The following is a 26,723-nucleotide window of genomic DNA, read 5'->3' as shown; positions in this document are numbered from 1 at the left end:
TGATCGTTTATTTCGCCGCTTCTGCTTCGACCTGACCGGCGAACGCCAGCGCGCAGGCTTCGCGCACCCGCTCGATGACCGCGCCCCACGTTTCGTAATTGCCTTGCCGGAACAGCCGCACGTTCTGCGGATACCACGGCGAATCCTCACGCTCGTACAGCCAGCGCCAGTCCAGATCGCGACGCGGCAGCATGATCCAGCACGGCTTGCCGAGCGAGGCGGCCAGATGCGCCGTCGACGTATCCACGCAGATCACGAGATCGAGCTGCGCGATGATCGCAGCCGTATCGACGAAATCCGTGACTTCGCTGCCCAGCGGCAGAATCGGCTGATGCTGCGGCGCGCGCAGCGCTTCGTCTTCGCCCGCGCCTTTTTGCAGGCTCACGAAGCGCAGACCCGGCACGCGCCAGAGCGGCGCGAGCGCGGCCAGCGACGGAATCGAGCGATGGTGATCGTTGTGGTGCTTCGGGTTGCCGCGCCACACGAGACCCACGCGCGTGCCCGGCGCCAGCGTGTCGAGGCGCGTGGCCCAGTGTTCGAGAAGCGCTGCGTTGGGCGGGAAATGCGTGGGCGCAGGCGTGGTCTCCAGCGTCGTGCCCAGATGCATCGGCAAGCTCAGCGGGCTGACCCAATAGTCGAACTGCGACGCGCGCGAAACGGCCTCGGGATGATCGATCACCATGTCGATGCCTTCCACGCCCGCGAGCACGCGATGCAGCGTGTTCACGCACGCGAACGTCACGTGCGCCGCGCCTTGCGCCTTCAGCAGACGCGCGTAACGCGCGAACTGCAGCATGTCGCCGAGTCCGTCTTCCTGCCACAGCAGCAGCGTCTTGCCCGCGATCGGCTCGCCTTGCCAGTGCAGGCAGTCGAGCATGTCGCGCGAGTGATAGTGCACGAATCCCGTGTTGTCGTAGCGTCGTTCGTAGAGGCGCCAGCCTTCCTCGTAACGCCCCATCGCGATGAGCAGCGTGGCGAGGCGGAACTGCGCGTCGCCATACGCGGGATTCAGTTCGAACGCGCGGCGATAGGCCGCTTCCGCTTCGTCGAGCGCGCCGAGTTCCTTGTGCGTGCTGCCGAGATTGAAATGCGTGAGCGCGAAGTCGGGATTGCAGGTGAGCGCTTCCTGGAAGATCGCGAGCGCTTCCTGCAGCCGGTCGAGCGCGACGAGCACGCCGCCAAGATTGTTGAGCGTTTCCGTGTGCGTGGGCGCGAGGCGCAGCGCATGGCGATAGGCGGTTTCTGCTTCCGGATAGCGTTCGAGTTGCCGCAGCACGACGCCGAGGTTGTAGTGCGCCTCCGCGTGATCGGGGCGCAGCGTGAGCGCTTGCCGGAACAGTTGTTCGGCGTCGGGCAGACGCTTGAGGTCGACGAGCACGCAGCCGAGGTTGATGACCGCCTCGACGTAATCGGGACGAATCTGGACCGCGCGGCGGCAGACCATTTCCGCTTCGCCGAGTCGGCCGAGCGTCTTGAGCAGCGCGCCGTAGTTGTTGAGCGCCTCGGGATACTGCGGCTGCACGAGCAGCGCTTGGCGAAACGCTTCTTCGGCATCGGCGAGACGTCCGCACTCGCGCAGCAGATTGCCGAGATTGTTATGCGCGCGCGCGCCTTGCGGATTGGCCGCCACCGCCGCGCGATAGGCTGCTTCGGCTTCGTCGAGACGTCCCGTCGTGTGCAGCGCGAGGCCGAGGTTGTAATGCGCGTCGGCGTGCGCGGGGTTGTGCGCGAGCGCCGCGCGGTAGGCCTCTTCGGCTTCCGGCTGGCGTCCGAGCCGATGCAGCACGGTGCCGAGATTGCTCCAGGCGTCGGCGTGCGCGGGCGTCAGCACGAGCAGCTTGCGCCAGACCGCTTCCGCGGCGGGCAGCTTGCCGAGCGCCGTGAGCATCGCGGCGAGCCCGTTGTAGGCCTCGACGTGTTGCGGCTGTGCGTCGATACAGCGCTGCCAGAGCGCTTCGGCGGCGTTGGCCTGGCCCGATCCCATCGCGCAGAGCGCGGCGAAATTGAGCACGTCGACGCGCGCGGCGTCGTCGGCGGACGGCTGCGAGCCGACGAAGGGCCCGATCACGGCAAAGGCATCCGCGAAACGGCCTTGCGCGCACAGGGCGCTCGCCTCTTGCAGGCAATCGGGGCGAAGAGGCGCGGCGGTCGTCGTCGTGGTCACGGTGGTGCTGGGCGAAATAAAGGACCGTATGAGCTTAAGCCATGTGCGGCTCGCGCAACGTGGCGATAAGAGCGCACAGACTGCGGTTTTTCGGGCGATCGGACCTTCATTGCGAAAGCCTGGGAAGGAATGGAAAAATCCGGCAAGGTCGCTTGCAGGTTCGTAAGGCGTCGAGGACGTGTTCAGCGTCCGCTGCAAAGGCGCGCTATGCTCTTCGGGATCGCGCGGACATTTGCCGCTTGCGCGCCGCTTCCACAGGAGACATCGATGCAATACCGCCGTTTCGGCCAGACCGGCCTCACCGTTTCGCGTCTTTGCCTCGGGACCATGACCTTCGGTTTGCAGACCGAAGAGGACGTGTCCCGCCGCATTCTCGACAAGGCCGCCGACGCGGGCATCAATTTCATCGACACCGCCGACGTCTACCCGCTCGGCGGCGGCGAATCGCGCGCGGGCCGCACCGAGGAGATCGTCGGGCGCTGGCTCAACGCGGAGAAGGGACGCCGCGAGCGCTTCATCCTCGCGACCAAGGCGGTCGGCAAGGTCGGGCCGTCGCCGTGGGATCAGGGCGCGTCGCGCAAGCATCTGCTCGATGCCATCGACGCCTCGCTGCGCCGCCTCGGCACCGATTACGTCGATCTCTACCAGCTCCACTCCGACGACGCGAACACGCCGCTCGACGAAACGATCGAAGCGCTCGACACGATCGTGCGTTCGGGCAAGGCGCGCTACATCGGCGTGTCGAATTTTCTGGCGTATCGCCTCGCGCGCGCGCTCGGCCGCGCCGATTTCCTGCGCTGCGCGCGCTTCGTGTCGGTGCAGCCGCGCTACAACCTGCTGTTCCGCCAGATCGAGCGCGAACTGCTGCCGCTCGCGAACGAAGAAGGGCTCGCGGTGATTCCGTACAACCCGCTGGCGGGCGGGCTGCTGACCGGCAAGTACCAGCAGGGCAGTGCGCCGTCCGAAGGCCGCTTCACGCAGAGCGTCGGCGTGGCCGGGTCGATGTATCAGGACCGCTACTGGCACGAGCGCGAGTTCGCGAGCATCGAGAAACTGCGCGCGATCGTGGAGCAGGGCGGCCAGTCGCTCACGACGGCGTCCGTCGCGTGGGTGCTGGCGAATCCGCAGGTGACGTCGGCGCTGATCGGCGCGAGCCGGCCCGAGCAACTGGATGCGTCGATTGCCGCCGCCGATCTCGTGCTCGACCCCGCGCTCAAGCAGCAGCTCGACGAAGCGAGCCACGAATACCGCATGGGCGACGCGGCGCGTTGATCAGGCATCCGAAGTAATTGGCGTGATGTGAAAAAAGGCGAGCGTGTTGCGCTCGCCTTTTTTATCGTCGATCGAAATGCAGACGCCTTAAGACACCGTTTAAGGCACCAGCACCTGACGGCCCACCACCTTGCCGTGCGCGAGCGCTTCGAGCGCGTCGTTCACTTCGCCGAGCGGACGCGGCGACACCGCCGAAGGCTGCATCTTGCCGTCGCGCATGAGCGTGACGAGTTCGCGCAATTCGGGCAGCGTGCCCACATAGCTGCCTTCGATCTTGAGCGGGCGCATCGGAATGATCGGCAGCGAGAGCGTGATGTCGCCGCCCATCAGGCCGACCACCACCACATGGCCGCCGCGCGCGCACGAATCGAGCGCGAGCTTCACCGTGGGCGTCGCGCCGACGAGATCGAGCACGGCGCGCGCGCCGCCGCCCGTGGCTTCGATGATCTGCTTCGCCGCGTCGGGCGCACGCGCGTCGATGGCGGCCAGCGCGCCCGCCTTGAGCGCGGCTTCGCGCTTGGCGGCGTCCACGTCGACGACAATCGCGCCTTTCGCGCCGAGCGCCTTGAGCACTTCGATCGCCATCATGCCGAGCCCGCCCGCGCCGATGATCACGACCGCGTCGTCGTGAATGCGCTCGCCGAACTTCTTCACCGCCGAATACGTGGTCACGCCCGCGCAGGCGAGCGGCGCGGCCTTCACCGGATCGAGGCCGCCGAGATCGACCAGATAGCGCGGATGCGGCACGATTACGTAGTCGGCGAAACCGCCGTCGCGCATCACGCCGAGCGATTGCGGCTTCGTGCAGATATTTTCCTCGCCGCGCTGGCAGACCGCGCAGACGCCGCAGCCGATCCACGGATGCACCACGGCCACCGTGCCGGTTTTCACGTCGCCGGCATCGGGGCCGGCCGCGACGATTTCCCCGCAGATTTCATGGCTGAGCGTGAGCGGCAGCTTGATGCCGCGATCGGCGAGCGACAGCTTCTTGCCGCCGCCGAGGTCGTAGTAGCCCTCCCAGATATGCAGGTCGGAATGGCACAGACCGGCGGCCTTCACGCGCACGAGCACTTCCGTGCCTTTGGGTTGCGGCGTGTCGCGCTGGACGAGTTCGAGCGGTTGACCGTGACCGGTCACGCAATAACAACGCATCTGCATCGATGTCTCCGTGTGTGTTGTGTCAAGCAGGCGGGCGATGTCGAATCCTCTGCATCATAACGGATTGCGGAGAAATTCGTCCGGTCGTTCGTTTTTTATGGGGCGATAACCGGAACGCAGGTGTGGCATGCGCATGACCGTTCACTTTGCGGTCATGCTCGAAGCGGGTCGCGTACCATGAGCCGGTCCATTCCGTGCAAAGCGCAAAGGCTCTTATGCGTTGCCTCATGTTCGATACCGGATCGCGCGGGCGCGCAGGCGCGCGCGCATGAGCGGCCTCGTCGAATCGCTGGGCGTGCTGATCGGCGGCATCGGCCTGTTTCTGCTCGGCATCACGATGATGACCAACGGCCTGAAGCTCGCGGCCGGGCCGGCGCTCGAAGTGATCCTGAGCCGCGCGACGCGCACGCCCGCGGCGGGCCTCGCGTCGGGCGTGCTGGTCACGGCGCTGGTGCAGTCGTCGAGCGCGGTGACGGTCGCGGTGATCGGCTTCGTGAACGCGGGCCTGCTCGATCTCGGCGGCGCGCTCTGGGTGCTGTTCGGCGCCAATCTCGGCATGACGACCACCGGCTGGATCGTCTCGCTGCTCGGCCTGAAGATGAAGATCGACGCGCTCGCGCTGCCGCTCGTCGGCATCGGCATCGCGCTGCGGCTGACGGGCGTGGGGCAGCGGCGCGGCGCGCTCGGCGATGCGCTGGCGGGCTTCGGCATTCTGTTTATCGGCATCGCCACGCTGCAGGGCGCGTTCACCGGCCTCGTCGCGCAGTACCGGTTGCCGCAGGGCGAAGGGCTCGTCGAGGTGCTGATGCAGGTGTTCGCGGGCCTCGTCATCACGTTGCTTGTGCAGTCGTCGTCGGCGACCATGACCATCACGCTCGCGGCCGCGCAAGGCGGCATGCTGAGCACGCAGGGCGGCGCGGCCGTGATCATCGGCGCGAACATCGGCACTACGGCCACCGCGCTGCTGGCGGCCGTGGGCGCGACGCCCAACGCGCGGCGCGCGGCGGTCGCGCAGGTGATCTTCAACGTGGTCACGGGGCTCGTCGCCACCGCGCTGCTGCCGTGGATGATCGGCTTCATCGTGCGCGTGGGCGACTGGCTGCATTTGCCGCACGATCCGGCCATCGCGCTCGCGCTCTTTCACACGGCGTTTAACGTGCTGGGCCTCGTCATCATGGTGCCGCTGGCGGGGCGGCTCACGCGCTGGCTGCAGAGCCGTTTTCGCGCGCGCGAGGGCGACGAGGGCGCCCCGCAATTTCTCGACGACACCGTGGCCGTCGTGCCCGAACTCGCCGCCGACGCATTGCGCCACGAAGTCAAGCGCATCGGCGCGATCGTGCGGCGCATGGTGCGCATGACGCTCGCGGGCGCCGACGCTCACGCGCTCGCGCATGAGCAGAGCGCGACCTCGCGGCTGTTCAACACAGCGCAGAAGTTCGTACAGCGAATGAATCGGCAGGAGATGGTGCCGGCCACGGCGGCGGCGCTCGCCGAGTCGCTGCGCGAGCTGCGTTATCACGAAAGCGCGGCGGAGCAGGCCATGCAGGCCGCGGCGCTCGCGAACGTGCTGCCCGACGCGGGCGTCGCCACGAGTTACGCGCAGTTCGAGCGCCGTTCGCTCGCGCTGCTCGACGCGATCGAGGCCGTCGATCACGCCGGTCAGGACACCGAAAGTCGTCCGCGATCGCCGGGCGAGGACAGTGCGCTGATCGAAAATCTCTCGCAGTCGATGGAGGGCGCATATGGCGCGCTCAAGGCGCAACTGCTCGGCGAAGGCGCGGCGGGCACGGTGTCGATCGCGGTGATGGAAGAGTTGTTGCGCCGTCACAGTGCGTTGCGGCGCGCGTTGCAGCAGGTCGCGAAGGCGCATTCGCGCGCGCTTTCCTTCGCGGATTGAGCACGCTGGAGTCCGCGCAAACTTGCATCGGACGAATTCGAAAGTGCCTTAAAAAAGGCCCGGATCGCATGCGATTGATTGCATGGCTAACGACAAACGGTTATCCTGTGGCCATGTTCGATCAGTGTCTTTACTTCAACACGTCGGCGTTGGCCCGTCGCCTCGAACGCGAGTGGTCCGAAGCTTTCGAGCCTTTCGGCCTCACGCCGCCTCAGGGTTTCATGCTGCGCGCGGTGCTGGAACGGCCGGGCTCTCTGCAGCATGAGCTTTCGGACATGCTCTCGATCGCACGGCCCACGGCCACGCGCGTCATCGACGGTCTGGAGGCGCGCGGCTATGTCGAGCGCCAGCGCACCGAAGGCGATCAGCGTGAAGTGGCCATCGTGCCCACGGCGCAGGCGCAGGCCATTCGCGAGGCGCTGCATCACGCGAGCGCAACGGTCACGGGGCGCATCAAGCGCACGCTGGGCGGCGAGGCGTTCGTCGACACAGTGAGCCGTTTGCGCACGGCACGCGCGACGCTCGGCTAGCCGCCATCGATCAACAGATAAGCGCAGACAACGGCAGGAAACTGCAGCACGCGCGCGTTCCCTCGATTCAGGGCGAACGGCGCGGGTAGTGAATGGAGTGGCATCATGCGGCGCATCGGCGCTTTTTGTATTTCGACGTGGCTGGCCGCGTTGATTCTCTTTCTGGGCCGCCATTCGGTGCCGATGATGGCGCTGAGCGGCGTGGTGGTGTTCGCCGGTCTCGATCTGTTTCATCCCGAGCGCGCGGGCGCGGAGAACGCGTCGCCGGGCGACGATCGGCGCTGATCGTCCGCGCGAATCGTTGTTTGCGTTGCCAGCGTTGCCGCGTTGAATGTATCGCCGCGAGAGCGGATACATCGGCAAATACCAACAAAAACGCCGCGCATGAAGCGCGGCGTTTTTTCATGCCTCGAATCTCAAAGCGAGGTCATCAAGCCTCTTCGGCCCACGACATGTTTTCGCGCGCGAGCAGCGCCGACGAAGCCGCTGGTCCAAACGTGCCCGCCGTGTACGTGCGCGGTCGGTCGTTCAGTTCCTTCCAGCCGTCGAGAATCGGCTCGACCCACGTCCATGCGGCTTCGAGTTCGTCGCGACGCATGAAGTGCGTGAGACGGCCGCGAATCACGTCGATCAGCAGACGCTCGTACGCTTCCGCGCGGCGCTCCGGAATCGCCTGCTGCAAATCCAGATTCAGATTCACCGGCAGCATGTTCATGCCGCTGCCCGGTTCCTTCGCGAGCATCTGCAACTGGATCGATTCTTCCGGCTGCAACTGGATCACGAGACGATTGCCGTAATTGCGCGGGCCGCTCGGGAAGATCGAGAACGGCAGGTCCGCGAATTCGATCACGATTTCCGACTGGCGCTTTTGCAGGCGCTTGCCCGTGCGCAGGAAGAACGGCACGTTGGCCCAGCGCCAGTTGTTGATGTGCGCGCGGATCGCCACGAAGGTTTCGGCCTTGCTGTCGGCCGGCACGTTGTCTTCTTCCAGATAGCCCTTCACGGGCTGGCCGTCGACGGCGCCCGCCGCGTACTGGCCGCGCACCGTGTCACGCGCGATATCGGCGAGCGACATCGGGCGCAGCGAGCGCAGCACCTTGAGCTTTTCGTCGCGCACCGCGTCCGGATCGAGCGAAACGGGCGGCTCCATCGCCACGATGCACAGCAGTTGCAGCAGGTGGTTCTGCACCATGTCGCGCAGCGCGCCCGTGTGATCGTAGAAGCCCGCGCGGCTGCCCACGCCCACGGTTTCCGCCACCGTGATCTGCACGCTGCGGATATACGGCGCTTGCCACAGCGGTCCGAAGATCGGATTGCCGAAGCGCAGCACCATCAGGTTCTGCACCGTTTCCTTGCCGAGATAATGGTCGATGCGGTAGATCTGCGATTCCGCGAAGTGACGGCCCACCGACTCGTTGATCTCCTGCGCCGAAGCGAGGTCGTGGCCGAGCGGTTTTTCGAGCACGACGCGCGACTGGCTGTCGAGCAGACCGCCGGCCGACAGGTTGTCGCAGATCGTCGTGAAGAGTTCGGGCGACGTCGAAAGATAGAACACGCGCAGCGCGTGCTCGCGCGACGCCTGCTTCAGATGCGCGTAATCGGCGGGATCGTTCACGTCGATGATCACGTACTGGAACAGGCTCAGATAACGGTCCCACGCTTGCGGGTCGAAGGCCTTGGCGTCGATGAACGGACGCGACTGCTCTTCCATGAACTTGCGATAGTCGTCGATGGTCCAGTTCTTGCGGCCGACGGCGATGATGCGCGTCTCGGCGGGCAGGTTGCCGTGCAGGTGCGCCATGTAGAGCGCGGGGAGCAGTTTGCGCGCGGCCAGGTCGCCTCCGCCGCCGAAGATGATCATGTCGACGGGCTGTTCGGGCGCGGCTTGGGCAGGCTGATTCGTCATGGCAGGTCGCTCGCTTGTGGCGATGTGTGGCGCTAGGTTGCGAAGTGTGCAGCCGGCGCGGGGGCCGGAGCGTTGAAAACGGTAATGGTGCATGGTTTTGAGCGAGTTTGCACGCATCACGCCGATTCACTTCGTTTCGTCTCTGCCGACGCGAACGGGCCGATGAACGGTTCGCGCACGTCCACGCGCCATCTTGCGCGAATCGATCGCGAATCGATGGGATCGCGTGCCGTGCGTTGCTCGCTTCGCGCTGAAGCGTTGCTAACGTTGGTTAGCGCGCGCTCGCGAACGGCGGTGTCTGCTGCATTTAGCCCCGCATCGGGCAGGGTTTTTATTGCGCGGCTCACGGCGTGGCTCAAAGCGTGGCCCACAGCGTGTCTCAAAGCGCAGCATCAACCGAGCCCGGGCACGCTCACGCCCAGCGCCTGCACGAGCAGCAGCGCGTTGAGCGCGAGCACGGCCAGCGCGCCGAGCACCGCGAGCCACGCCACCCACGCGCGATTCGCGTAAGCGCCCATGATGTCGCGTCGGCACGTGAACACCACCAGCGCGGCCATCGGAAACGGCAGCGCGAGACTCAGCACGACCTGGCTCGCGACCAGCGCATCGGTGGCGTTCACGCCAAGGCCCACGACCGCGAAGCTCGGCGCCATCGTCACGAGCCGGCGCAGCCAGAGCGGAATCTGGAAGCCGACGAAGCCCTGCATGATCATCTGTCCCGCGAGCGTGCCGACCACCGAGCTCGAAATGCCCGAGGCGATCAACGAAGCCAGAAAGATGCCCGCCGCGGCCACGCCGAAGAGCGGCGCGAGCGTGTGCCACGCGGTCTCGATTTCGGCGACATCGGCGTGACCTTGATGAAACGACGCCGACGCCATGATCACCATCGCCATGTTGATGAGGCCCGCGAACGCCAGCGCGATGACCACCTCGACGTTCGAAAAGCGCAGCAGACGCGCGCATTCGGCGTCGTTGCGCGGCTGCACGCGCGCCTGGGTGAGCCCGGAATGCAGGAAGAGCGCGTGCGGCATGACCGTCGCGCCGACGATGCCGACCGCGATCGTGACCGCCTGCGCGTCGGGCAGGCGCGCCGTGAAAGTGCCGCGCAGCACGCCCGTCCACGTGACCGGCACGATGAAGAGTTCGAGCAGATAGCAGAGCCCGATCAGGCCGACGAGCGCGCCGATCACGAGTTCGAGCGGCCGGAAACCCGCGCGCTCGAAGAACAGCAGCCCGTAGGTGACGAGCGCCGTGACGGCCATGCCCGCGATCAGCGGCAGATGGAACAGCAGCGCGAGGCCGATCGCGCCGCCGAGGAATTCGGCGAGATCGGTGGCCATGGCGGCGATCTCGCTCACGATCCACATGCACCAGACGAGCGGCGCGGGCAGGCGTTCGCGGCACAGCTCGGCGAGATTGCGGCCGGTGACGATGCCGAGTTTCGCCGACAACGCCTGGAACAGCATCGCGACCGCGTTGGCGAGCAGCACGACCCACAGCAGCGCGTAACCGTAGCGCGCGCCCGCCTGGATGTTGGTCGCGAAGTTGCCGGGGTCCATGTACGCGACCGAGACGATCACGGCCGGACCCGCGAGCGGCAGCAGCAGCGCGGCGCCGCGCCGGCGCCCTTCGAGCGCCTCGCGTACCTTGCGCACCGTGCCCGCGGAGAGACCGTCGGGCACGTCGCGCACGTCGTCGTCGCGGGTGCGATGCTGCATGGGCGCCTCGTCGCGGTTGCGGGGCCGGAACATACGCGCCTCGCGCACGCCGCGGCTCAAAATTTGTCGGAAATCAGCAGAAAAGCGCGTCAGAATGTGCCGCGCACGTCATCGGAATGCATCGCTCACGCGTTAAGCAGATGATCCGCGGCGCGCGATTCGCTGCCCGGTTTCGTTGAGGTTTCATCTGGCTTTCGACCGCGTTGCGGCGCACCAGCACCTATCTCAGCATAAACCGGCCCCGCGCGCTTTTCCCGGCCGCTTTTCCCGGCAATTCCCCGGCCTGACGCCCTTACGAAATGTCCCATTTCCCGATTTTCTCCCTGACCCGCAAACGCGCCGCAGCGGCGCTCCTCGCGGGTGGTCTCGCGTGCAGCGCGCTGGCCCACGCTGACGCCAACGTCAATCCGAACGACAAGGTCATCGTGCTCGACTCCGGCGAGGCGCAGCTTTCGCTGATCGACGAAGCGAGCCGCACCGTCGTGGGCACCGAGCCGACCGGCAAGGAACCGCATCACCTGATGATCACGCCCGACGGTCAGTCGCTGATCGTCGCCGATTCCGTTTCGAACGACCTGCTGTTCCTCGACCCGCACAGCGGCAAGGTGCAGCGCCGCGTCGAAGGGATCGAAGATCCGTACCAGCTCGGTTTCTCGCCCGACCACAAGTGGTTCGTGACGGCCGGCCTGCGTCTGGACCGCGTGGACATCTACAGCTACAACGGCCATGACGTCACGCTCGTCAAGCGCATTCCGCTCGCGAAGACGCCGAGCCACATCACCTTCGCGTCGGATAACAAGACCGCGTTCGTGACGCTGCAGGACACCGGCGAAGTGGCGGCCATCGACCTGCCGACGCAAACCGTGCTGTGGAAGCTGCACATCGGCAACACGCCCGCGGGTCTGTGGATGACGCCCGGCGACAAGTACCTGCTGGTCGGCATGACGGGCGAGGACGACGTCGCCGTGGTGGACTGGCACAACCGCACGCTGGTGAAAAAGATCCAGACCGGGCGCGGCGCGCACAACTTCCGCAATCTCGACGACGGCAAGCACATCGCCGTGTCGAATCGCGTGGAAAGCACCATCAGCATTCTCGATTACACGACGCTCACCAAGGTCGCCGACATCACGGGCCTGCGCCCCGGTCCCGACGACATGGAACTTTCCGCCGACAAACGCTATCTGTGGGTTACGTTCCGCTTCGCGAAGCACGTGGGCATCATCGACCTCACGACGCGCAAGCTGATCGACACGATCGCCGTGGGCCGCTCGCCGCACGGCATCTATTTCGCCAACAGCGCGCCGTTCTACGCGCCGAATCCGGATTGACGAGCGGGAGTCCCGATGCTTGACACGCTGCTTTCGCAGGCCGACAACCTCGTTTCGTGGCTGCAGACGCTCGTCTACGTCGACGTCGTGCAGCCGATCTTCTACAAGGTCGGCCTGATGGGCTACGACGAGGACACCTACGACGCGCTCTACTGGGTGATCGTCGGCGTGCTCGAAATCGCGCTGACTTACGTGCTGCTGCGTCCGCTTGAAGCGCTGCGCCCGGCCGAATCGTGGCAGGACCGCAAGGCGCTGCGCGCCGACGTCTGGTACACGTGGATCGCGAAGCTCGGCATTCTGAACATGGCGTTCTTCTTCATGCTCACGCCGCTGTTCAACCATCTGCAGAGCGAGATGGCGATCCACAACATTCCGAACATCGACGTGGACAGCCTGTGGCCCGGCGTCACCGACAAGCCGTACGTCTCGTTCCTGGTCTATCTGGTCGTGCTCGATTTCGCGGGCTACTGGTATCACCGCTGGCAGCATCGTTTCGGCGTGTGGTGGGAGTTGCACGCGGTGCACCATAGCCAGCAGCAGATGTCGCTCTGGTGCGACGACCGCAATCACTTCCTCGACGACATCGTGCAGGCGGCGTTTTTCGCGGCGATTTCGCTGTTTATCGGCGTGCCGCCCGCGCAGTTCGTCGTGTTGATCGCGGTGAGCAACTTCCTGCAGGCCGTGCAGCACGTGAACGCGCGGCTCGACTACGGCTGGGTGCTGGAGCGCATTCTCGTGAGCCCGGCGTTCCATCGCCGCCATCACGCAATCGGTTACGGCCACGAAGGCACGCGCTACGGCTGCAACTTCGGCGTGCTGTTTCCGTGGTGGGACGTGATGTTCCGCACGGCGTCCTGGAACAAGGCGCCGGAACCCACGGGCATCCGCGACCAGTTGCCCGCGCCGCACGGCAAGGACGTGAACTACGGCGAAGGCCTGATCGCCCAGCAGTGGCTCGCGCTCGTGCGCATCGCGAAGCGGCTGGCGGGCAAGGGCTACCCGATGGGCGGCACGGCGAACTGAGCCGGCGCGCGCGTCGCTGTGACGCAAATCCACCACGAGGCGGCCGCGAGCCGCCTCGTTTCGTTTACGGCCAAAGTGCGGCAGATGCGATAATCCCGGCTTGTCCCCCGCGAGACGCGTGCACCGCGTCCGCATCATCTGCATGAAATCTGCATAAAAAGCGCAGGCGTTGCATGAGACTGGAGAGCACCTTGAGCCGTATCGACAACCCGCAGCACGACCAGGAAGTCGGCTTTGCCGACGCCACCCAGGACACCACCCGCATCGACGACGTGCGCATCGGCGCCGTGCGTCCGCTCATCTCGCCCGCGCTGCTGCTCGACGAGCTGCCGGTGCCGCAGGACACGCAGACGCTCGTCGAAACGAGCCGCGCGCAGATCGCCGAGGTGCTCGCGCAGCGCGACGACCGCCTCGTGATCGTGGTCGGGCCGTGCTCGATCCACGACCACGACCAGGCCATCGAGTACGCGAAGCTGCTCAAGGCGAAGGCCGACACGCTGAGCGACGACCTGCTGATCGTGATGCGCGTCTACTTCGAGAAGCCGCGCACGACGGTGGGCTGGAAGGGCTATATCAACGATCCGCGTCTCGACGGCAGCTTCCGCATCAACGAAGGGCTGCGCAAGGCGCGCGAGTTGCTACTCGACATCAACGCGCTCGGCCTGCCGACCGGCACCGAATTCCTCGATCTGCTGAGCCCGCAATACATCGCCGATCTGGTGGCGTGGGGCGCGATCGGCGCGCGCACGACCGAGAGCCAGAGCCATCGGCAACTGGCGTCGGGGCTGTCGTGCCCGATCGGCTTCAAGAACGGCACGGATGGCGGCGTGCAGGTCGCGGCGGACGCGATCGTGGCCGCGAGCGCGAGCCACGCGTTCATGGGCATGACGAAGATGGGCATGGCCGCGATCTTCGAAACGCGCGGCAACGACGCGTGCCACGTGATTCTGCGCGGCGGCAAGAGCGGGCCGAATTACGACGCGGCGTCGGTGGCTGCGTGCTGCGCGTCGCTCGCGAAGGCGGGGCTGCGCGAGCAGGTGATGATCGACTGCTCGCACGCGAATTCGAGCAAGCAGCATCAGCGTCAGATCGACGTGGCGCGCGATATCGGCGAGCAGTTGAAGGGCGGCGATGCGCGCATCGTCGGCGTGATGATCGAGAGCCATCTGGAAGAAGGGCGTCAGGACCAGCAGCCGGGCGTGCCGCTCAAGCGCGGCGTGTCGATCACCGACGCGTGCATCAGCTGGGCGCAGACCGAGCCCGTGCTCGACGCGCTGGCGCAAGCCGTGCGTGCGCGCCGGACGACGCGCGCGGGTTGAGGGGCGGGTTCGCGGGCGCTTTCATCGGCGCCTTGTTCGGGACGTAAAAAACGCGCGGCGGACCTCGAGTCCGGCGCGCGTTTTTTTATGCGCTTCGCGCATGTCGAAAAGGCCCGATCAGGCTTTGGCCGCCGCGCCCGCGTCCGGAGCGCGATTTGCGGCTTCATCGCCGAAACCGCGCACCTGGCCGACCCACAGCACGGCCACCACGGCGAGCGCCGCCGCGAGCCAGCCGTTGTAGCCGAAGCCGACGATCGTCCCATGCGGACCGTTTTGCAGCAGCAGCCCGCCGACCCACGCGCCGATGCCCGTGCCCAGCGCCTGCACCGCGTTGTTCGCGCTCAGGAACGCGCCGCGCCGCGCGGGCTCGGGAATCGTCGTGAGCAGCGCCTGCATCGGCACCATGCGGCTCGACAGCGCGATCATGAACACCGCGAAGAAGCCGACCATTGCGATGAACGGCAGCACCGGCAGATGCGTGACGAACAGCACCGGCGCGATCGACACGAGCGCCATGATGCGGAACACGCGGCGCTTGCCGTAACGATCCGCGAGACGGCCCACCGCGCGCGCGGTCAGGAAGGTCGACGCGCCGCCCGCCACGTAGAGCCACGAGAGCTGCTCGGGCGCGACGCCGTAGTTGGCGACCAGCATCGGCGAAATGAACGGGATCACCAGCATGTGCGCGCACATCATCGTGAAGGTGAGCGCGAACGCCTTCATGTGACGCGGCAGCGTGAGCAGTTGCCACAGCCGCGGCACGATGTCGGCGAGCGGCGTGTCGCGGTCGACGTGCTCGGTGAGCGGCGGAATCACGCGCGAGCCCGCGACCCAGATCACGGCGGAGAGCGCGACGAGCAGCAGGAACGGCGCGCTCCAGCCGAAGTGCGCGCCGAGCACGATGCCCGCCGGCACGCCCGCGATCGCGGCCATCGAGAAGCCCGTCATGATGACGCCGGTCGCGGCGCCGCGGCGCTGGATGGGGATCACGTCGCTGACGATCGCCATCACGATCGAGCCGAGAACGCCGCCCGTGAGACCGGCGAACGCGCGCGCGAGCAGCAGCAGATGGAAGTTGGTCGCGAACGCGCAGGCGAGATTCGACAGCGCGAACAGCGCATAGGCGACCTGCAGCAGACGACGCCGGTCGAAGCGATCGATATAGGTCGCCGCGAACAGCCCGGACAAACCGGAACACAGCGAGTACGCCGACACGGCCGTCGCGAACATCGCGGGCGTGATCGCGAACGCGTGCATGATCTGCGGGCCGAGCGGCATCATCACCATGAAGTCCATGATGACGGTGAACTGCGTGAGCGCCAGCAGCCAGAGCAGCGTGCGTTCGCGCAGCGGATTGAGTGTGTGGGTCATTCGGGACCTTGTTCAAGCACGTACGGCCCCGCGAAAAGGCGGGGCCGTACGTGCGGGTTTCAGCGATCGCCGACCGCGGGTCGGCGCTGAATCAATCGTCGATCGTTTCGTGCGCGGCCTGCGCGCCGCGGCGCCAGTACGCCGACGCGCGAATGCGCTTCTTGTCGACGCCGCGCTCGTTGCACAGTTTCGCACGCACGGCGCGAATCACCGAGGCTTCGCCGGCTGCCCACACGAAGCCGTCGCCGGGCGGCAGCCAGACTTCGCCGACTGCGTCGACGAGCGGGTTCTCCGATTCGGATTCCTCACGGTAGCACCAGATCGCGTAGAGATCGGCGGCGGTCGGCAGCTCGATGCGCGCCGCGCGGTTCGCCACTTCGGCGACCACGGCCACGCGCGCGCCGGCGGGCAGCTCGCTCAGGCGGCGCTGGATCGCGGGCAGCGCGGTTTCATCGCCGATCAGCAAGTGCCAGTCGAAGCCCGTGGGGATCACCATCGAACCGCGCGGGCCGCCCACGCCGAGATACTGGCCGGGCTGCGCCTGCGCCGCCCACGCCGTAGCGGGACCGGCTTCGTGCAGCGCGAACTCGATGTCGAGTTCGTTGGCGACGGGGTCGAAACGGCGCGGCGTGTAATCGCGCGCGGCGGGACGCTCGACGCCTTCGGGAAACACGATGCCGTCCGGGCCGAGACTCGGCAGAACCGGCTGGCTCGCGCCCTCGGGCGGGAAGAACACCTTCACGTGATCGTCGAACGACGCCGACACGAAGTCGCTGAGATCGCCCGTGAGCGTGACGCGCACGAGTGCGGACGACAGCGCCTCGACGCGCACGACGCGCAGCAGGCGGAACTTGAGCGGATGTCGCACGCGGACGACTTCGAGGTTGCTTTGATTCTGCATCTTTGACTCCGTGGTTGGGGCGGTCGATCGACGAGGGATGAAGGGCGCTGCGCCGGTGATCAGGCGCCGCTGTTCTCTCCACCGCCGTTGCTGCCGCCTTCGATTTCCTGAGTGGCGCGCGCGAGGATGGCCGCGATGCGGCGCTGCTCGTCGGGCGCGACGTCCGTGCGGCGCAGCAGCGCGCGCTTGAGCGCACGGCGCGCGTCGATCAGCTCGCGCACCCAGCCGGTGCCGTCCGACGGGTCTTCGCCCGCGAGCGCGCGGCGCATGACTTCCATCTTGCGGCCGAAGTGCGTGAGCTTGGCGAGGATCAGGTCGGCGCGTTCGCGATTGGCGTCCAGATACTGGCGGCCTTCGTCGGACAGCTCGTAGCGCTTGCGATTGCCTTCGAGCGTCACGCTGACGTAGCCGAGTTCTTCCAGATACGTGAGCGCCGGATAGACCATGCCCGGGCTCGGGCTGTAGAAGCCGTTCGAGCGCGCGTCGAGCGCCTTGATCAGCTCGTAGCCGTGGCTCGGGCGCTCGGCGAGCAGCACGAGCAGCATCAGTTGCAGATCTTCCGAGCTGAACTTGCGGCCGCGGCCGAAACCGTCGCCGTCACCGAAGTTGCCGAAACCGCCGCCGCCGCGGCCAAAGCCTTCGCTGAAATCGCCGGGGCCTTCGCCGCCGCGATGGCGGCCCATGGCGTGGCGCAGCGCGTGCAGAGGGTGGCGCATCGCGAAGCGGGCGGTGTTCATGTCGCCGCGGCCGAAGCCGAAGGCGCGCTCGGCGCGTTCGCTGCGTTGCTCGTTGCGTTCGTTACGTTCATGACGTTCGGCGGGGCCGAAACCGTCCTGGCGGCGGTCGGCGAAATCGCGCTCCGGCTGGCCGTGACGGCCTCGACGGCCGTGGTGTCCGTGATGTCCGGACAGGTGATGGTGGTGGCGCATAGGGCCTCCTTAACATTTGAGTGTCTTAAAACATGTCTTAAGATATATATCGTAAGAGCGTTTGTCAAAGATATTTTTTGGGGCACGATCGGGGGCGGCAAAGGGTGGGGGAGCGCGGAAATTGCGTTTCGGAGTCAACGAAGTGCGCAATGTTTTGCTGGTTTTGCTATCGAGACGTGATTTTGATAGCGCTGCGCTGAAGCGCAGACTGAGCGAGTAGTCGAGCACGCACTCGCGTCTTCGTCGCTTGCTCGAGATTCAGTTGCAGGTCTTTGCTGTTTTCGCCAGCGGCCAATGTTTCGCGTCGAATTGTCGACTCGTTTGAATTGCGGCTTAACGTGCCTGAAGTACATCCCGGGGTCGCGCAATGCGACCTTATGTCATCGTCGTTTCATTCAGTTTGAGCCGCCAGATCCACGCTTGCCAAAGTTTGACAAAATTTTTTCGGTCGACCCATATATATTTCTACCTGAGATTAAAGGCGTGAAGATCGGGCGTTGAGTAGCTTATTTAAGTTTCAGTGTTGGGGTTTTATTAAATGTAGGCAATAGAATATCGTCTATGGTTAATTATTATATTTTCTAAATAAGAAACTGTCTGCGGCATTCTTGGCTCATCAGCGATTGCGAGATTCGACTACGCGCGCAAGCGAACTACGTGATCCAGCATGCCAGTGCTGGACAGACTTGCCGCGTTCCAGCTGCATCACATAGACGATCCGGTTGCAAAGGGAGTAGGGAGTAAATGGACATAAAGCGTTTGCGATATTTCTGCTCGCTTATCGAGCATGGCAGCGTTTCTGGTGCTGCTCGTGCGCTAGATGTTGCTCAGCCGGCAATTAGTAGGCGACTCCAGGAGCTGGAAGACGAAATCGGTGCAATATTATTTACCCGGGGAGTGCGCCATATCGAGCCGACCAGGGCCGGCGCTCATTTGTATAAATGCGCTCGAGAAATCCTGCGAGGCGTCGAGAACGTCGCCACGGAAGTCATCACTGAAGTGAAACCTATCTCGGAGAGAAGCGCAAAGACGATTCGAGTTGGTATTTCTCCCTTATACATTCAGTTTTTTCAGCCGCTAATAATGGAGCTGAATCAAAAACTTCCAAATATTAACTTTTCAATCTGCGTGTCGGATTCCAGCTATCTGGAGTCGCTCCTTGTAGCAAATTCACTGGACGTCGCATTGATTCAAAAGCCTCTTTATCCGGGTGACTATGATTGTATAAATCTGCGTCCAGTGCGAGGGGTGGCGGTAATCAATCAAAAATACACCAAAGATATCCCTGATCGTCCGATGACACTGCCGCAGCTAGGCCGCTTTCCCCTTTTCCTTATTAGACGTTCAGAAGGTGAGGGAACATTTGAGTTGATACAACACAAGCTGCGAAAAATTGGGATTACCCCATATGTACAAATGTCGGCTTCGCAACCAAATGTAATACTCAGCTGGATCGATTCAGGTTTATTCGGAATTAGCTTGATGCCCGATTCGGAGGTTAATTCGGATAGATGGAAAAATTGCAAGACTTACGAGTTGGACTCTGCGAGTGACGTTTTTTGTCCTTCTGTGGTCAAGATGAAGAGCTCGTCATATGCAGCGGAGTTGATGGAGGTTCTAGGTCGAATGGATTGGTATCGTGGGATTAATCTTCACTGAAGACGGGTTTGGAGTATTCATTGTGGCGTGATGCCATTTTCTGTTCTTTGTGCGTGGGTTGAGAATAAATATTCAGTGGCTGAAAAGGTGAGTCGCCCGATCTTTTTGAAAAATCTTTCAAGATGTCGAGGGCGTAAATTTATCCTTTATAAAATCAAATTTTCGAAAATTACTTTGTAAGAAGTTCGCGTGCGCAATTGACGCATTGTCTAAATTTGGGTTTGTGTTATGTGGACGCTCGGGGTGGTTAGGTGGCAGTGGGACTTTAACGTCCATCCTCATAGCCGATACAGGCCTGAAGGAAATGTCGACATATCGTTTTGTTTAAAGCCCATAGCGAAACGGTAATTCATGAAAATCGGCTAAAGGTCTATATTCAGAAGCGGTGTATTGAGCGCCATCTTGTGGAGAATCAGGTGATACTTTCTGATAAACAACGCGAACGATTTATTCATTGCGTTTACGCTGGTGTGAAGATGCCAGTAGATTTCGAGGTTGGTATCTATAAGGTTTACACGGAATTCTCTCCTTACCCCAGCACATCTCTTTCATACCACTACGTCGGAGTGGGTGGAACGTGCACTCCGCGCATGCGGCAGCCCGGATATATCGGTGAATTCGGATAGATGTGCCTCGTTGAAACCTTCCTGGTTGCTCCAGGGCAAGACATCTATTCGCACCTCCGCTTTCCTCCAATTCGATAAACACCAGGTAACCTATGTTCAAGTCGAAACTTTCTATCCTTGTGTCTTTGGCACTTCCGTTGTTCGCCGTTGCAGCCGAAACTGCCACCCCGGGACCGGAAATCCTCAAGGTTGTTTCATCAGTCGACGATGGAAGTGAAGGAACGCTCCGATGGGCGTTGACAAAAAATAACGAAAACCCTGGTCACTATCGAATTGAAATTGATCTGAAGAATTCGTCCGATCTCGTTATAAAGCCGCGAACCGAGCTCCCGCCGATTAAAGGGCCGGTCGACATTATTAACTTGAACTGGTTGAGAAAAGGTGAATACGTCGCGATCGACGGATCGGCCTATATCAAGCCGGGAGATCCTAAAGCATGTCCGGGTGCGGTTCCTGGTCAGTACGGAGCAAACGTTCGCACAACAAGTCTTCCGGGGCTGGTGTTGCGAGACACGCACGACGTCACATTGCAGGGTCTGGAAATCCGGAATTTTTGTATTGGTATCCTGATTAACCGGGCGAGCAATAATGTGATCGAGGACAGCAGAATCGTTGCTAATCACGGTGGCGCCGGGTTAATGATGACCGGAGACGACGGCAAGGGAAATTCTACGGCAACGACGACACAGCGCAACAAGATCATCCGAAACCAGTTCATCAATAATGGTGATGGTATGGAGGCGACGCGCGGAGCTTCGTTCAACCTGATTGCGGATAACCTGGTTACGACCGACGAAACGACGAACCAGGAGCCGTCTCAGGGGCTCGAGATGCTGTGGGGAAATGACAACGAGGTCATTCACAACCACTTTCAGAATTACTCAGACGGTGTTCAGCTGAACTGGGGGAATCGCAATTATATCGCCGCGAATACCTTCAATAACCTATCCTCAGCAGTCACGCTCAGTGGCACCGGAAATATCGTGTCCGGCAACAGGATGATCGGCAACCGGGTTGCCGTGTCCGTTCGTCCGCAGGGTGAGCCGGGCAAAGACGGTACATTCGGTATCAATCGAATTACAGGCCCCGCGATCGACAGGATCTCGGAAAATATCATGATTGGCAACGGAAAAGACATCAAGAGATGCTTTGCCGGTGGTAGCTGTTTGCCTGGATATGCCGGCGCAATTGTCTATAACGTTCCGGGACTTGAACACGCTGCATTCATCGGAAACCGGGGCGGCGGCGTCAGCAACGACACGACGAACCTCGAAAAGATTTGCGCGATTGACGGGCAATCGGTTGGGTGTGAACCGACGCCAAACAAGAATCAGCAGCCGCCCGTGATCGAACATGTCAGCCGTCACAACAATGAGTTGTCAGTGACCGGCGAGGTCAAAGGGGAGGCCGGTACGGTCTATCGCGTCGAGTTCTTCTCGAATAGTAAGCCGAGCATGGATGAATCGGAAAACTATCTCGGCTTTGAGATGGTTCCGGTCGACGAAAGCGGGATTGGAGCGTTCCATTACTCGACGTCGGTGCCGGCGAGCTTGAGGATTGCCAACGTAACTTCCACGGCCACTACGAATGATGGTGCGACTTCGCCGCTCAGTTCGCCGGCGGCAGCTCGATAATTTGTCTTGAGATACCCAGGTGACGACCGTCATCTGGGTACTGGTTGAACACTCGACGTCAATCTCCTGGAAAAGAATTTTCAATCGGCCAAATTAGTAGTTGTCCGAACTATATGTTTTGCTACTAATAATTAATAAAAATATTTTTAGCCATCTTCAAGATGGCCTATAGAGAAAGGGACTAAGATGAACTCAAGATTGCTTCGTGTGCACGTAATGGGTGCTGTCATCATTATTGGTTCAGGCAGCTTCGTGGGAAGCGCGCACGCTCAGAACAGCGTGACGATGTACGGGCAGATCGACGACGCTTTGACATATTCCAGTAACCAGAAAGGGCACTCCAATTTATATCTTCGTCAGGGAAATCTCTATAATTCGAAATGGGGGATTCGTGGATCAGAAGATCTTGGTGGTGGGCTCAATGTAATATTTGATCTTCAAAATGGGTTCGATCCAAATAATGGAGCACTGGGGGCGTCCGGACTCATTTTCAATCGGCAAGCATTCTTCGGATTAAAGAGTGCCAGCTACGGGACGCTAACGGCGGGTCGTCAATATACGCCTTACTATCAATTCGTAGGTCCCTTGGCATCCGCTGCTTGGGAAACGGGGGCGGTGGGCGCGCACCCTGGGGACATCGATGGCCTTGATATTGTGATTCGGGCAAACAACTCGCTCAATTACACCTCTCCTGTGTGGCGAGGTATCCAGGCAAGCGTGATGTACGCATTCAGTAACATTGCGGGCTCGATGGGGCGCGGTCAGACTTTCAGCGGGGCACTAAGATACAACAATGGACCTTTAAGTCTTGCCGCTGGCTATCTACAGATTAGCAACGCGGAAACGACCGAGACCGGTTTTGATTCGGCGAGTTCTGCTAGTTACTTGACTTCCGCGGTGAACGCGGGATACCTGTCGTCCAAGTCGGTTCGCTACACATCTCTCGCGGGAAATTATAATTTCGGCAGTCTCACTGCCGGATTGAACTATTCGAATGTAAGGTATACGCCGGACGCGCATTCAGTATTTACGACGACTGCGGTATTCAATACGTACGCTGCGCTTCTGGCATACAAATTTAGCTCGACATTCGATGTTGCGGGATCGTATTCGTATACTTACGCGTCTAAGGCGAATGGTATTAGCGATCCGGCGAAGTATCACCAGATTGTCTTCCGGGAGTCCTATCATCTCTCGCGTCGAACGACACTGTACGCTGCAGAGGGATACCAGCATGCCTCGGGGAAAACGCTGGGCTCAAGTGGCGCCGGCAATATAGTTTCCGCAGTTGCATCGGTCGGGGATTCGCAAGACTCGACACCGTCGTCGGGGCCGGGGCAGTTTGTTGGTATGGCTGGGATTTGCGTTAGCTTCTAACGAACGCAGTTTGTAGAGCGTGGCATCCGGTAAAACTTTACCGGATGCTTGTTCTAGCGGTCGTGACCCGGTAGTCCAGGCGAGTCTGATGTCGAGACTATGCGGCGGGTGTCAGCCGCTGTTTGGGCTTACGCCGCCAATGCAGCTGAAGTCGAACACGAGACCCGGACGGTGCACGAATCACGCGATAAAAAAGCGACACGAGTTCTTCGGTGTGCTGCTCCTGTGGACTGATGCGCACGATATCCACACCCATCTCCTTCATTACGCCCACCTCGTCGATCAGCGTATGGATGTTGGCGCTCTGCGTGGAAATTACGTTCAACACGAATAGAGGTTGCGTCTCACGCGTCGCCAGCATCATGCCATCAGGATAGGCCAATGGCAGCCGTCCATAGGCGATACCTCGGACTCCATGCCTGCCGGCCGCTCGTGCTGCGATAGGCGTAAATCGAACTGATGCATTTCGTTCGGCACCACCCAGTGCCTGGCGCCGGCACGCGCTGTACTGCTCCTATATCGTTCGCTTCGAATTCGAAACGGCCGTTTTCCGCAATGTCGGCAAGGACCTTCATGTCCTACCGGATTCCAGCAGGGTCTGCGTGCTCAGGACGACTTCCTTGCCGGCATCGGCCAACATACTGGCCAGTTCCAGCCAGTCCGGCAAGCGCATTTCGTGACGGCGCGAACACACGACTTCGCAGAGATAGACGATGTTGATGGGCATCGCCGCCATGCGCTCGTAGAAGGCAAGCAGCGTCGTCCGAGGCCAATCATATTGAACTGGTCCACGCGATATCTTCAAGATTTACCCGCCGTGCGACGCGCGCGGCACTCGCTTATTTCCACCGGCGGTGCAGGGCGCCCAAGGTCCATATACCATTCGGGATGAATACGGAACCGCTGCGGGTCGCTGAGAGAGTGGTCGATGGCCTTGCGCCAGGCGCGAGTGACCTGTTCGACGTACGCAGAACTGCGTTGTCGTCCTTCGATTTTTACGGCCCATACGCCCATCTCGATCAACTTCGGCAGTCGCTCGGGCGTGTTCAGGCTGGTAGGTTCTTCGATCGCGTAACAGGCTTCGCCTTCGACGACAAACCGTCCCTTGCAGAGCGTGGGATAGCCGCTCTTCTCATTGGCTTCGTAGCGGTCGATCAGCATGCCGTTCAGGCGGGATTTCAGGCCCTCGGCGGTCTGCAGCCAGCGCACTGCTTTCGCTGGCGAGCAGGCGCCGTTGAGATTGGGCGATTCACCGGTTACATACGTTGCTGGCTCATTGCGCGCCAGTCCGCAGCTGTGTTCAGTCACAGAGGAACGTAAACTGGCTCATGGCGAGCGAGCTTACTATTGTTCGCGCGAAAACCTTAGCCAGCTCATCAGTGCAACTTGAATTGAGAAACTGCGTCAACGAGTTCGTGGGCCTGGTCGGCGAGTGATCGAGCAGCGCGAGCGGCGTCTTCGACGAGCGATGCATTGTGCTGCGTGATCTGATCCATCTGATTGATTGCCGTGTTGATCTGACTCATGCCCGTACTCTGCTCTTCTGCTCCGGCTGCGATGTCGTTCATCAATGCGGTAGTCGTGCCTGCCGAGCGGACCACTTCTTTTATCGTGTTGCCCGCATCTTGAACCAGCTTGGCACCAGAGCGCACACGTTCGCCCGATTCCGTAATTAAGGCCTTGATCTCAAGTGCTGCGGCCGAGCTTCGTTGTGCCAAAACACGTACTTCTGCTGCGACGACAGAGAATCCACGACCTTGAGGTCCGGCCCGTGCCGCCTCCACAGCGGCATTCAGCGCGAGGATGTTGGTCTGGAATGAAATACTTTCAATAACGCCAATGATCTGCGTGACGTTATCGGAGCTCGCCGAGATACTTTGCATATTCTCCACGACACGCTCGATTTCGCCGCCACCACGCTGCGCCACATCCGTACCAGCCACGGCTAGACGTCGCGCACTTTCGGCATTGTCCGCACTTTGACGGACCGTGCCCGACAATTGCTCCATGGCTGCGGCGGTTTGTTCAAGGGAAGCTGCTTGTTCCTCCGTTCGCCGCGCTAAATCGACATTCAGCTTTGCGATTTCGCCGGCGGCACTGCTAACTGCTTCGCTCACCGTTTTGATGCGCATGACGATCGCGGTAAGTTGATCGCGCATTCTTGCGAGTGAGGCAGAGACGCTCGAGGTATCACCCTGTCGGACAAGGACCCGCGCCGATAAATTTCCCTGCGCGAGTTCGGTTGCCAATGTCATCGCATCGCGCGGTTCGCCACCGAGGATTCGGGTCAAACCATAGGTAACATCAAACGCCGCAACTATTGCAACGAGGACCGCGAGGATCAATGCAACGATCGTCAGAATGATCGATCGCGAATAGTCATGCTCGGCGTTAAGCGCATCGATACGAGTTTTATCGACGTTGCTATCGACAATGTAATGGATATTCTTATCCATTTTATCCCGCAATACCGAGAGCGATCCTCCAATCAAACGGAGCGCCTCGGCTGACTTTCCGCTGCCAACCAACGTCACGACCTGTTTGTCGCCAGTCAGATACTCGTCGCCCATCGAGAGGATTTCTGCCATTGCGCTGCGCTGTGCATCGGTCTGCGTCAAGCCTGATGCCTCGACCGACCGGATGCGAAACCCGTGTATCGCCGAATCGATCAATCGCCGGCCGTCCGCCAGTGTGGTGTCATCCGATGCAGTGGCCAGACGATATTCGCCCACGCGCAATGTGTCGAGCCACGTCTGCATTTGCAAGGTGCTCCGAATTGCGCCGAGATTTACTTCTCGCAATACCGTGAGATGCTGATTGGCGCTGCGCAACGTGAATAGCGCCAATCCACTCAAGCAGAACATCAGCGAAATGACCACAGAATAGCCGATGATCAACTGGGTCATGACCTTAAGACTTCTCAGCATACGAACGACTTCCAGAAGCGATACGTAGATTGACAGGATCGCCCTGGCGCGACGAACGCGGGCGATCTCAACAGGGCGAAAGAGTAGGGGCTCAATAGGCCGCGCGCCGCGTCAGCGCAGACGAAGATGCCGGCGGCAACGCTCACAATCCGCCGAATTCGGCAATGACGTCGAATTCAGTGATATCGTCGACTCTGTCGACATAAGGCCGCCCGTAATAGCTGTCGAGCAACACTTGGCGGATTTCGGCAATCAACGGATAGCGCGGATTCGCACCCGTGCATTGATCGTCGAATGCATTTTCAGCAAGCGCGTCGAGACACGCGTGAAATCGCGCTTCGGGCACACCCGCCGCCTGAATCGATGCGGGAATGTTGAGCCACTGCTTGAGTTCCTCGATCCACGCCACCAGCGCCTCGACCTTCTCATCCACCGACACACCGCCGAGCGCAAGCGCATCCGCGATTTCCGCGTAACGGCAGCGCGCGACGGGGCGATCGTATTGACTGAATGCAGCCTGTTTCGACGGCACATCGTTCGCGTTGTAGCGAATCACGTTCGCGATCAGCAACGCATTCGCGAGGCCGTGCGCAAGACCGAATTCCGCGCCGATTTTGTGTGCCATCGAGTGGCACACACCGAGGAACGCATTCGCAAACGCGATACCCGCGAGCGTCGCGCCGTTGTGAACCTGCTCGCGCGCAACCGGATCGCCCGCGCCGCGCGCGTAAGCGGACGGCAAATACACCTTCAACAATTTCAGCGCCTGCAACGCCTGCGCGTTCGAATACTCGTTCGCCATCACGGAGACATATGCTTCGAGCGCATGCGTGACTGCATCAATGCCACCATATGCCGTGAGATCGCGCGGCATGTGCATGACGAGATCCGCATCGACGATGGCGATATTCGGCGTGAGTTCGTAATCGGCAATCGGGTATTTGTGGCCGGTTTTTTCGTCGGTCACGACGGCGAACGGCG

Annotated in this window: 21 protein-coding genes and 1 pseudogene; 10 read left to right on the top strand and 12 right to left on the bottom strand. The window is 61.8% G+C overall.

All coding sequences use genetic code 11. From position 1 onward, the window contains the following. Positions 1-7: 7 nt before the first annotated feature. Positions 8-2,164 (bottom strand): tetratricopeptide repeat protein, encoded by a 2,157-nt coding sequence (locus tag G3N97_RS08315; RefSeq protein ID WP_205992792.1) that lies wholly within the window; start codon positions 2,162-2,164, stop codon positions 8-10. A gap of 267 nt (positions 2,165-2,431) precedes the next feature. On the opposite strand from G3N97_RS08315, the gene G3N97_RS08310 reads away from it, so the two are divergent. Beyond that, complete coding sequence (locus tag G3N97_RS08310) at positions 2,432-3,436, top strand: aldo/keto reductase (RefSeq protein WP_065060634.1); 1,005 nt, start codon at positions 2,432-2,434, stop codon at positions 3,434-3,436. Between the two features lie 99 nt (positions 3,437-3,535). Here the strand turns inward: G3N97_RS08310 and G3N97_RS08305 are convergent, their stop codons facing one another. After that, on the bottom strand, positions 3,536-4,588 hold the full coding sequence (locus G3N97_RS08305; RefSeq protein ID WP_205992813.1) for an alcohol dehydrogenase: 1,053 nt from the start codon (positions 4,586-4,588) through the stop codon (positions 3,536-3,538). Positions 4,589-4,862: 274 nt separating this feature from the next. Between G3N97_RS08305 and G3N97_RS08300 the strand changes: the two genes are divergently transcribed. The 3 genes from G3N97_RS08300 to G3N97_RS08290 all read left to right on the top strand — a co-directional run bounded on the left by G3N97_RS08300 (position 4,863) and on the right by G3N97_RS08290 (position 7,306). Then, positions 4,863-6,491, top strand: coding sequence for a Na/Pi symporter (locus G3N97_RS08300; protein ID WP_205992791.1), 1,629 nt, complete (start codon positions 4,863-4,865; stop codon positions 6,489-6,491). 113 nt (positions 6,492-6,604) lie between these two features. After that, positions 6,605-7,021 (top strand): MarR family winged helix-turn-helix transcriptional regulator, encoded by a 417-nt coding sequence (locus G3N97_RS08295; protein WP_065060636.1) that lies wholly within the window; start codon positions 6,605-6,607, stop codon positions 7,019-7,021. A 105-nt stretch (positions 7,022-7,126) separates the two neighbouring features. Next, complete coding sequence (locus G3N97_RS08290) at positions 7,127-7,306, top strand: hypothetical protein (RefSeq protein WP_065060637.1); 180 nt, start codon at positions 7,127-7,129, stop codon at positions 7,304-7,306. A 145-nt stretch (positions 7,307-7,451) separates the two neighbouring features. Here the strand turns inward: G3N97_RS08290 and zwf are convergent, their stop codons facing one another. Both zwf and G3N97_RS08280 read right to left on the bottom strand, forming a co-directional pair. Beyond that, positions 7,452-8,927 carry a glucose-6-phosphate dehydrogenase gene (zwf, locus tag G3N97_RS08285; RefSeq protein WP_065060638.1) on the bottom strand — a complete coding sequence of 492 codons (1,476 nt, stop codon included), beginning with the start codon at positions 8,925-8,927 and terminating at the stop codon, positions 7,452-7,454. 392 nt (positions 8,928-9,319) lie between these two features. Continuing rightward, a complete protein-coding gene (locus tag G3N97_RS08280) occupies positions 9,320-10,645 on the bottom strand; it encodes an Nramp family divalent metal transporter (RefSeq protein WP_205992790.1) in 1,326 nt (441 codons plus the stop codon). Positions 10,646-10,944: 299 nt separating this feature from the next. Between G3N97_RS08280 and G3N97_RS08275 the strand changes: the two genes are divergently transcribed. From G3N97_RS08275 to G3N97_RS08265, 3 genes are all read left to right on the top strand, one after another. Then, the gene (locus G3N97_RS08275; RefSeq protein WP_065060639.1) at positions 10,945-11,976 is read left to right on the top strand and encodes a YncE family protein; all 1,032 of its coding nucleotides are present in this window, start codon (positions 10,945-10,947) and stop codon (positions 11,974-11,976) included. Positions 11,977-11,991: 15 nt separating this feature from the next. After that, positions 11,992-12,999: a sterol desaturase family protein gene (locus G3N97_RS08270; protein WP_205992789.1), complete on the top strand. Its 1,008-nt coding sequence runs from the start codon at positions 11,992-11,994 to the stop codon at positions 12,997-12,999. Positions 13,000-13,190: 191 nt separating this feature from the next. After that, complete coding sequence (locus G3N97_RS08265) at positions 13,191-14,318, top strand: 3-deoxy-7-phosphoheptulonate synthase (protein WP_065060641.1); 1,128 nt, start codon at positions 13,191-13,193, stop codon at positions 14,316-14,318. A gap of 117 nt (positions 14,319-14,435) precedes the next feature. Here G3N97_RS08265 and G3N97_RS08260 read toward each other — a convergent pair whose 3' ends face one another. The 3 genes from G3N97_RS08260 to G3N97_RS08250 form a co-directional block, all read right to left on the bottom strand. Continuing rightward, the gene (locus G3N97_RS08260) at positions 14,436-15,689 is read right to left on the bottom strand and encodes an MFS transporter (RefSeq protein ID WP_205992788.1); all 1,254 of its coding nucleotides are present in this window, start codon (positions 15,687-15,689) and stop codon (positions 14,436-14,438) included. A 91-nt stretch (positions 15,690-15,780) separates the two neighbouring features. After that, the gene (locus tag G3N97_RS08255; RefSeq protein ID WP_205992787.1) at positions 15,781-16,590 is read right to left on the bottom strand and encodes a siderophore-interacting protein; all 810 of its coding nucleotides are present in this window, start codon (positions 16,588-16,590) and stop codon (positions 15,781-15,783) included. A 59-nt stretch (positions 16,591-16,649) separates the two neighbouring features. Further along, a complete protein-coding gene (locus G3N97_RS08250) occupies positions 16,650-17,306 on the bottom strand; it encodes a PadR family transcriptional regulator (protein WP_241030469.1) in 657 nt (218 codons plus the stop codon). Between the two features lie 957 nt (positions 17,307-18,263). Here G3N97_RS08250 and G3N97_RS08245 point away from each other — a divergent pair. The 3 genes from G3N97_RS08245 to G3N97_RS08235 all read left to right on the top strand — a co-directional run bounded on the left by G3N97_RS08245 (position 18,264) and on the right by G3N97_RS08235 (position 22,815). After that, positions 18,264-19,178: a LysR family transcriptional regulator gene (locus G3N97_RS08245; protein WP_205992785.1), complete on the top strand. Its 915-nt coding sequence runs from the start codon at positions 18,264-18,266 to the stop codon at positions 19,176-19,178. 718 nt (positions 19,179-19,896) lie between these two features. Then, on the top strand, positions 19,897-21,438 hold the full coding sequence (locus tag G3N97_RS08240) for a NosD domain-containing protein (RefSeq protein WP_205992784.1): 1,542 nt from the start codon (positions 19,897-19,899) through the stop codon (positions 21,436-21,438). 186 nt (positions 21,439-21,624) lie between these two features. Beyond that, a complete protein-coding gene (locus G3N97_RS08235) occupies positions 21,625-22,815 on the top strand; it encodes a porin (RefSeq protein ID WP_241030466.1) in 1,191 nt (396 codons plus the stop codon). A 97-nt stretch (positions 22,816-22,912) separates the two neighbouring features. Here the strand turns inward: G3N97_RS08235 and G3N97_RS08230 are convergent, their stop codons facing one another. From G3N97_RS08230 to G3N97_RS08210, 5 genes and pseudogenes are all read right to left on the bottom strand, one after another. Beyond that, entirely contained in the window at positions 22,913-23,197 is a 285-nt protein-coding gene (locus G3N97_RS08230) for a hypothetical protein (RefSeq protein WP_205992783.1), read from the bottom strand. Between the two features lie 189 nt (positions 23,198-23,386). Beyond that, a complete protein-coding gene (locus tag G3N97_RS08225; protein WP_205992782.1) occupies positions 23,387-23,620 on the bottom strand; it encodes a hypothetical protein in 234 nt (77 codons plus the stop codon). Beyond that, positions 23,617-24,081 (bottom strand): annotated as a pseudogene (locus tag G3N97_RS08220) (U32 family peptidase); the annotation flags it as partial. The gene G3N97_RS08225 and the pseudogene G3N97_RS08220, both read right to left, overlap by 4 nt. A 110-nt stretch (positions 24,082-24,191) precedes the next feature. After that, positions 24,192-25,721, bottom strand: coding sequence for a methyl-accepting chemotaxis protein (locus G3N97_RS08215; RefSeq protein WP_205992780.1), 1,530 nt, complete (start codon positions 25,719-25,721; stop codon positions 24,192-24,194). Positions 25,722-25,884: 163 nt separating this feature from the next. Then, positions 25,885-26,723, bottom strand: an 839-nt coding sequence (locus tag G3N97_RS08210; RefSeq protein ID WP_205992779.1) for an iron-containing alcohol dehydrogenase, incomplete at its 5' end; no start/stop codon positions are given.

The sequence above is a fragment of the Paraburkholderia sp. Ac-20347 genome, from assembly GCF_017104805.1.
GTDB classification, from domain to species: Bacteria; Pseudomonadota; Gammaproteobacteria; order Burkholderiales; family Burkholderiaceae; genus Paraburkholderia; species Paraburkholderia tropica.
This window is presented reverse-complemented; position numbering and strand designations above follow the sequence as displayed.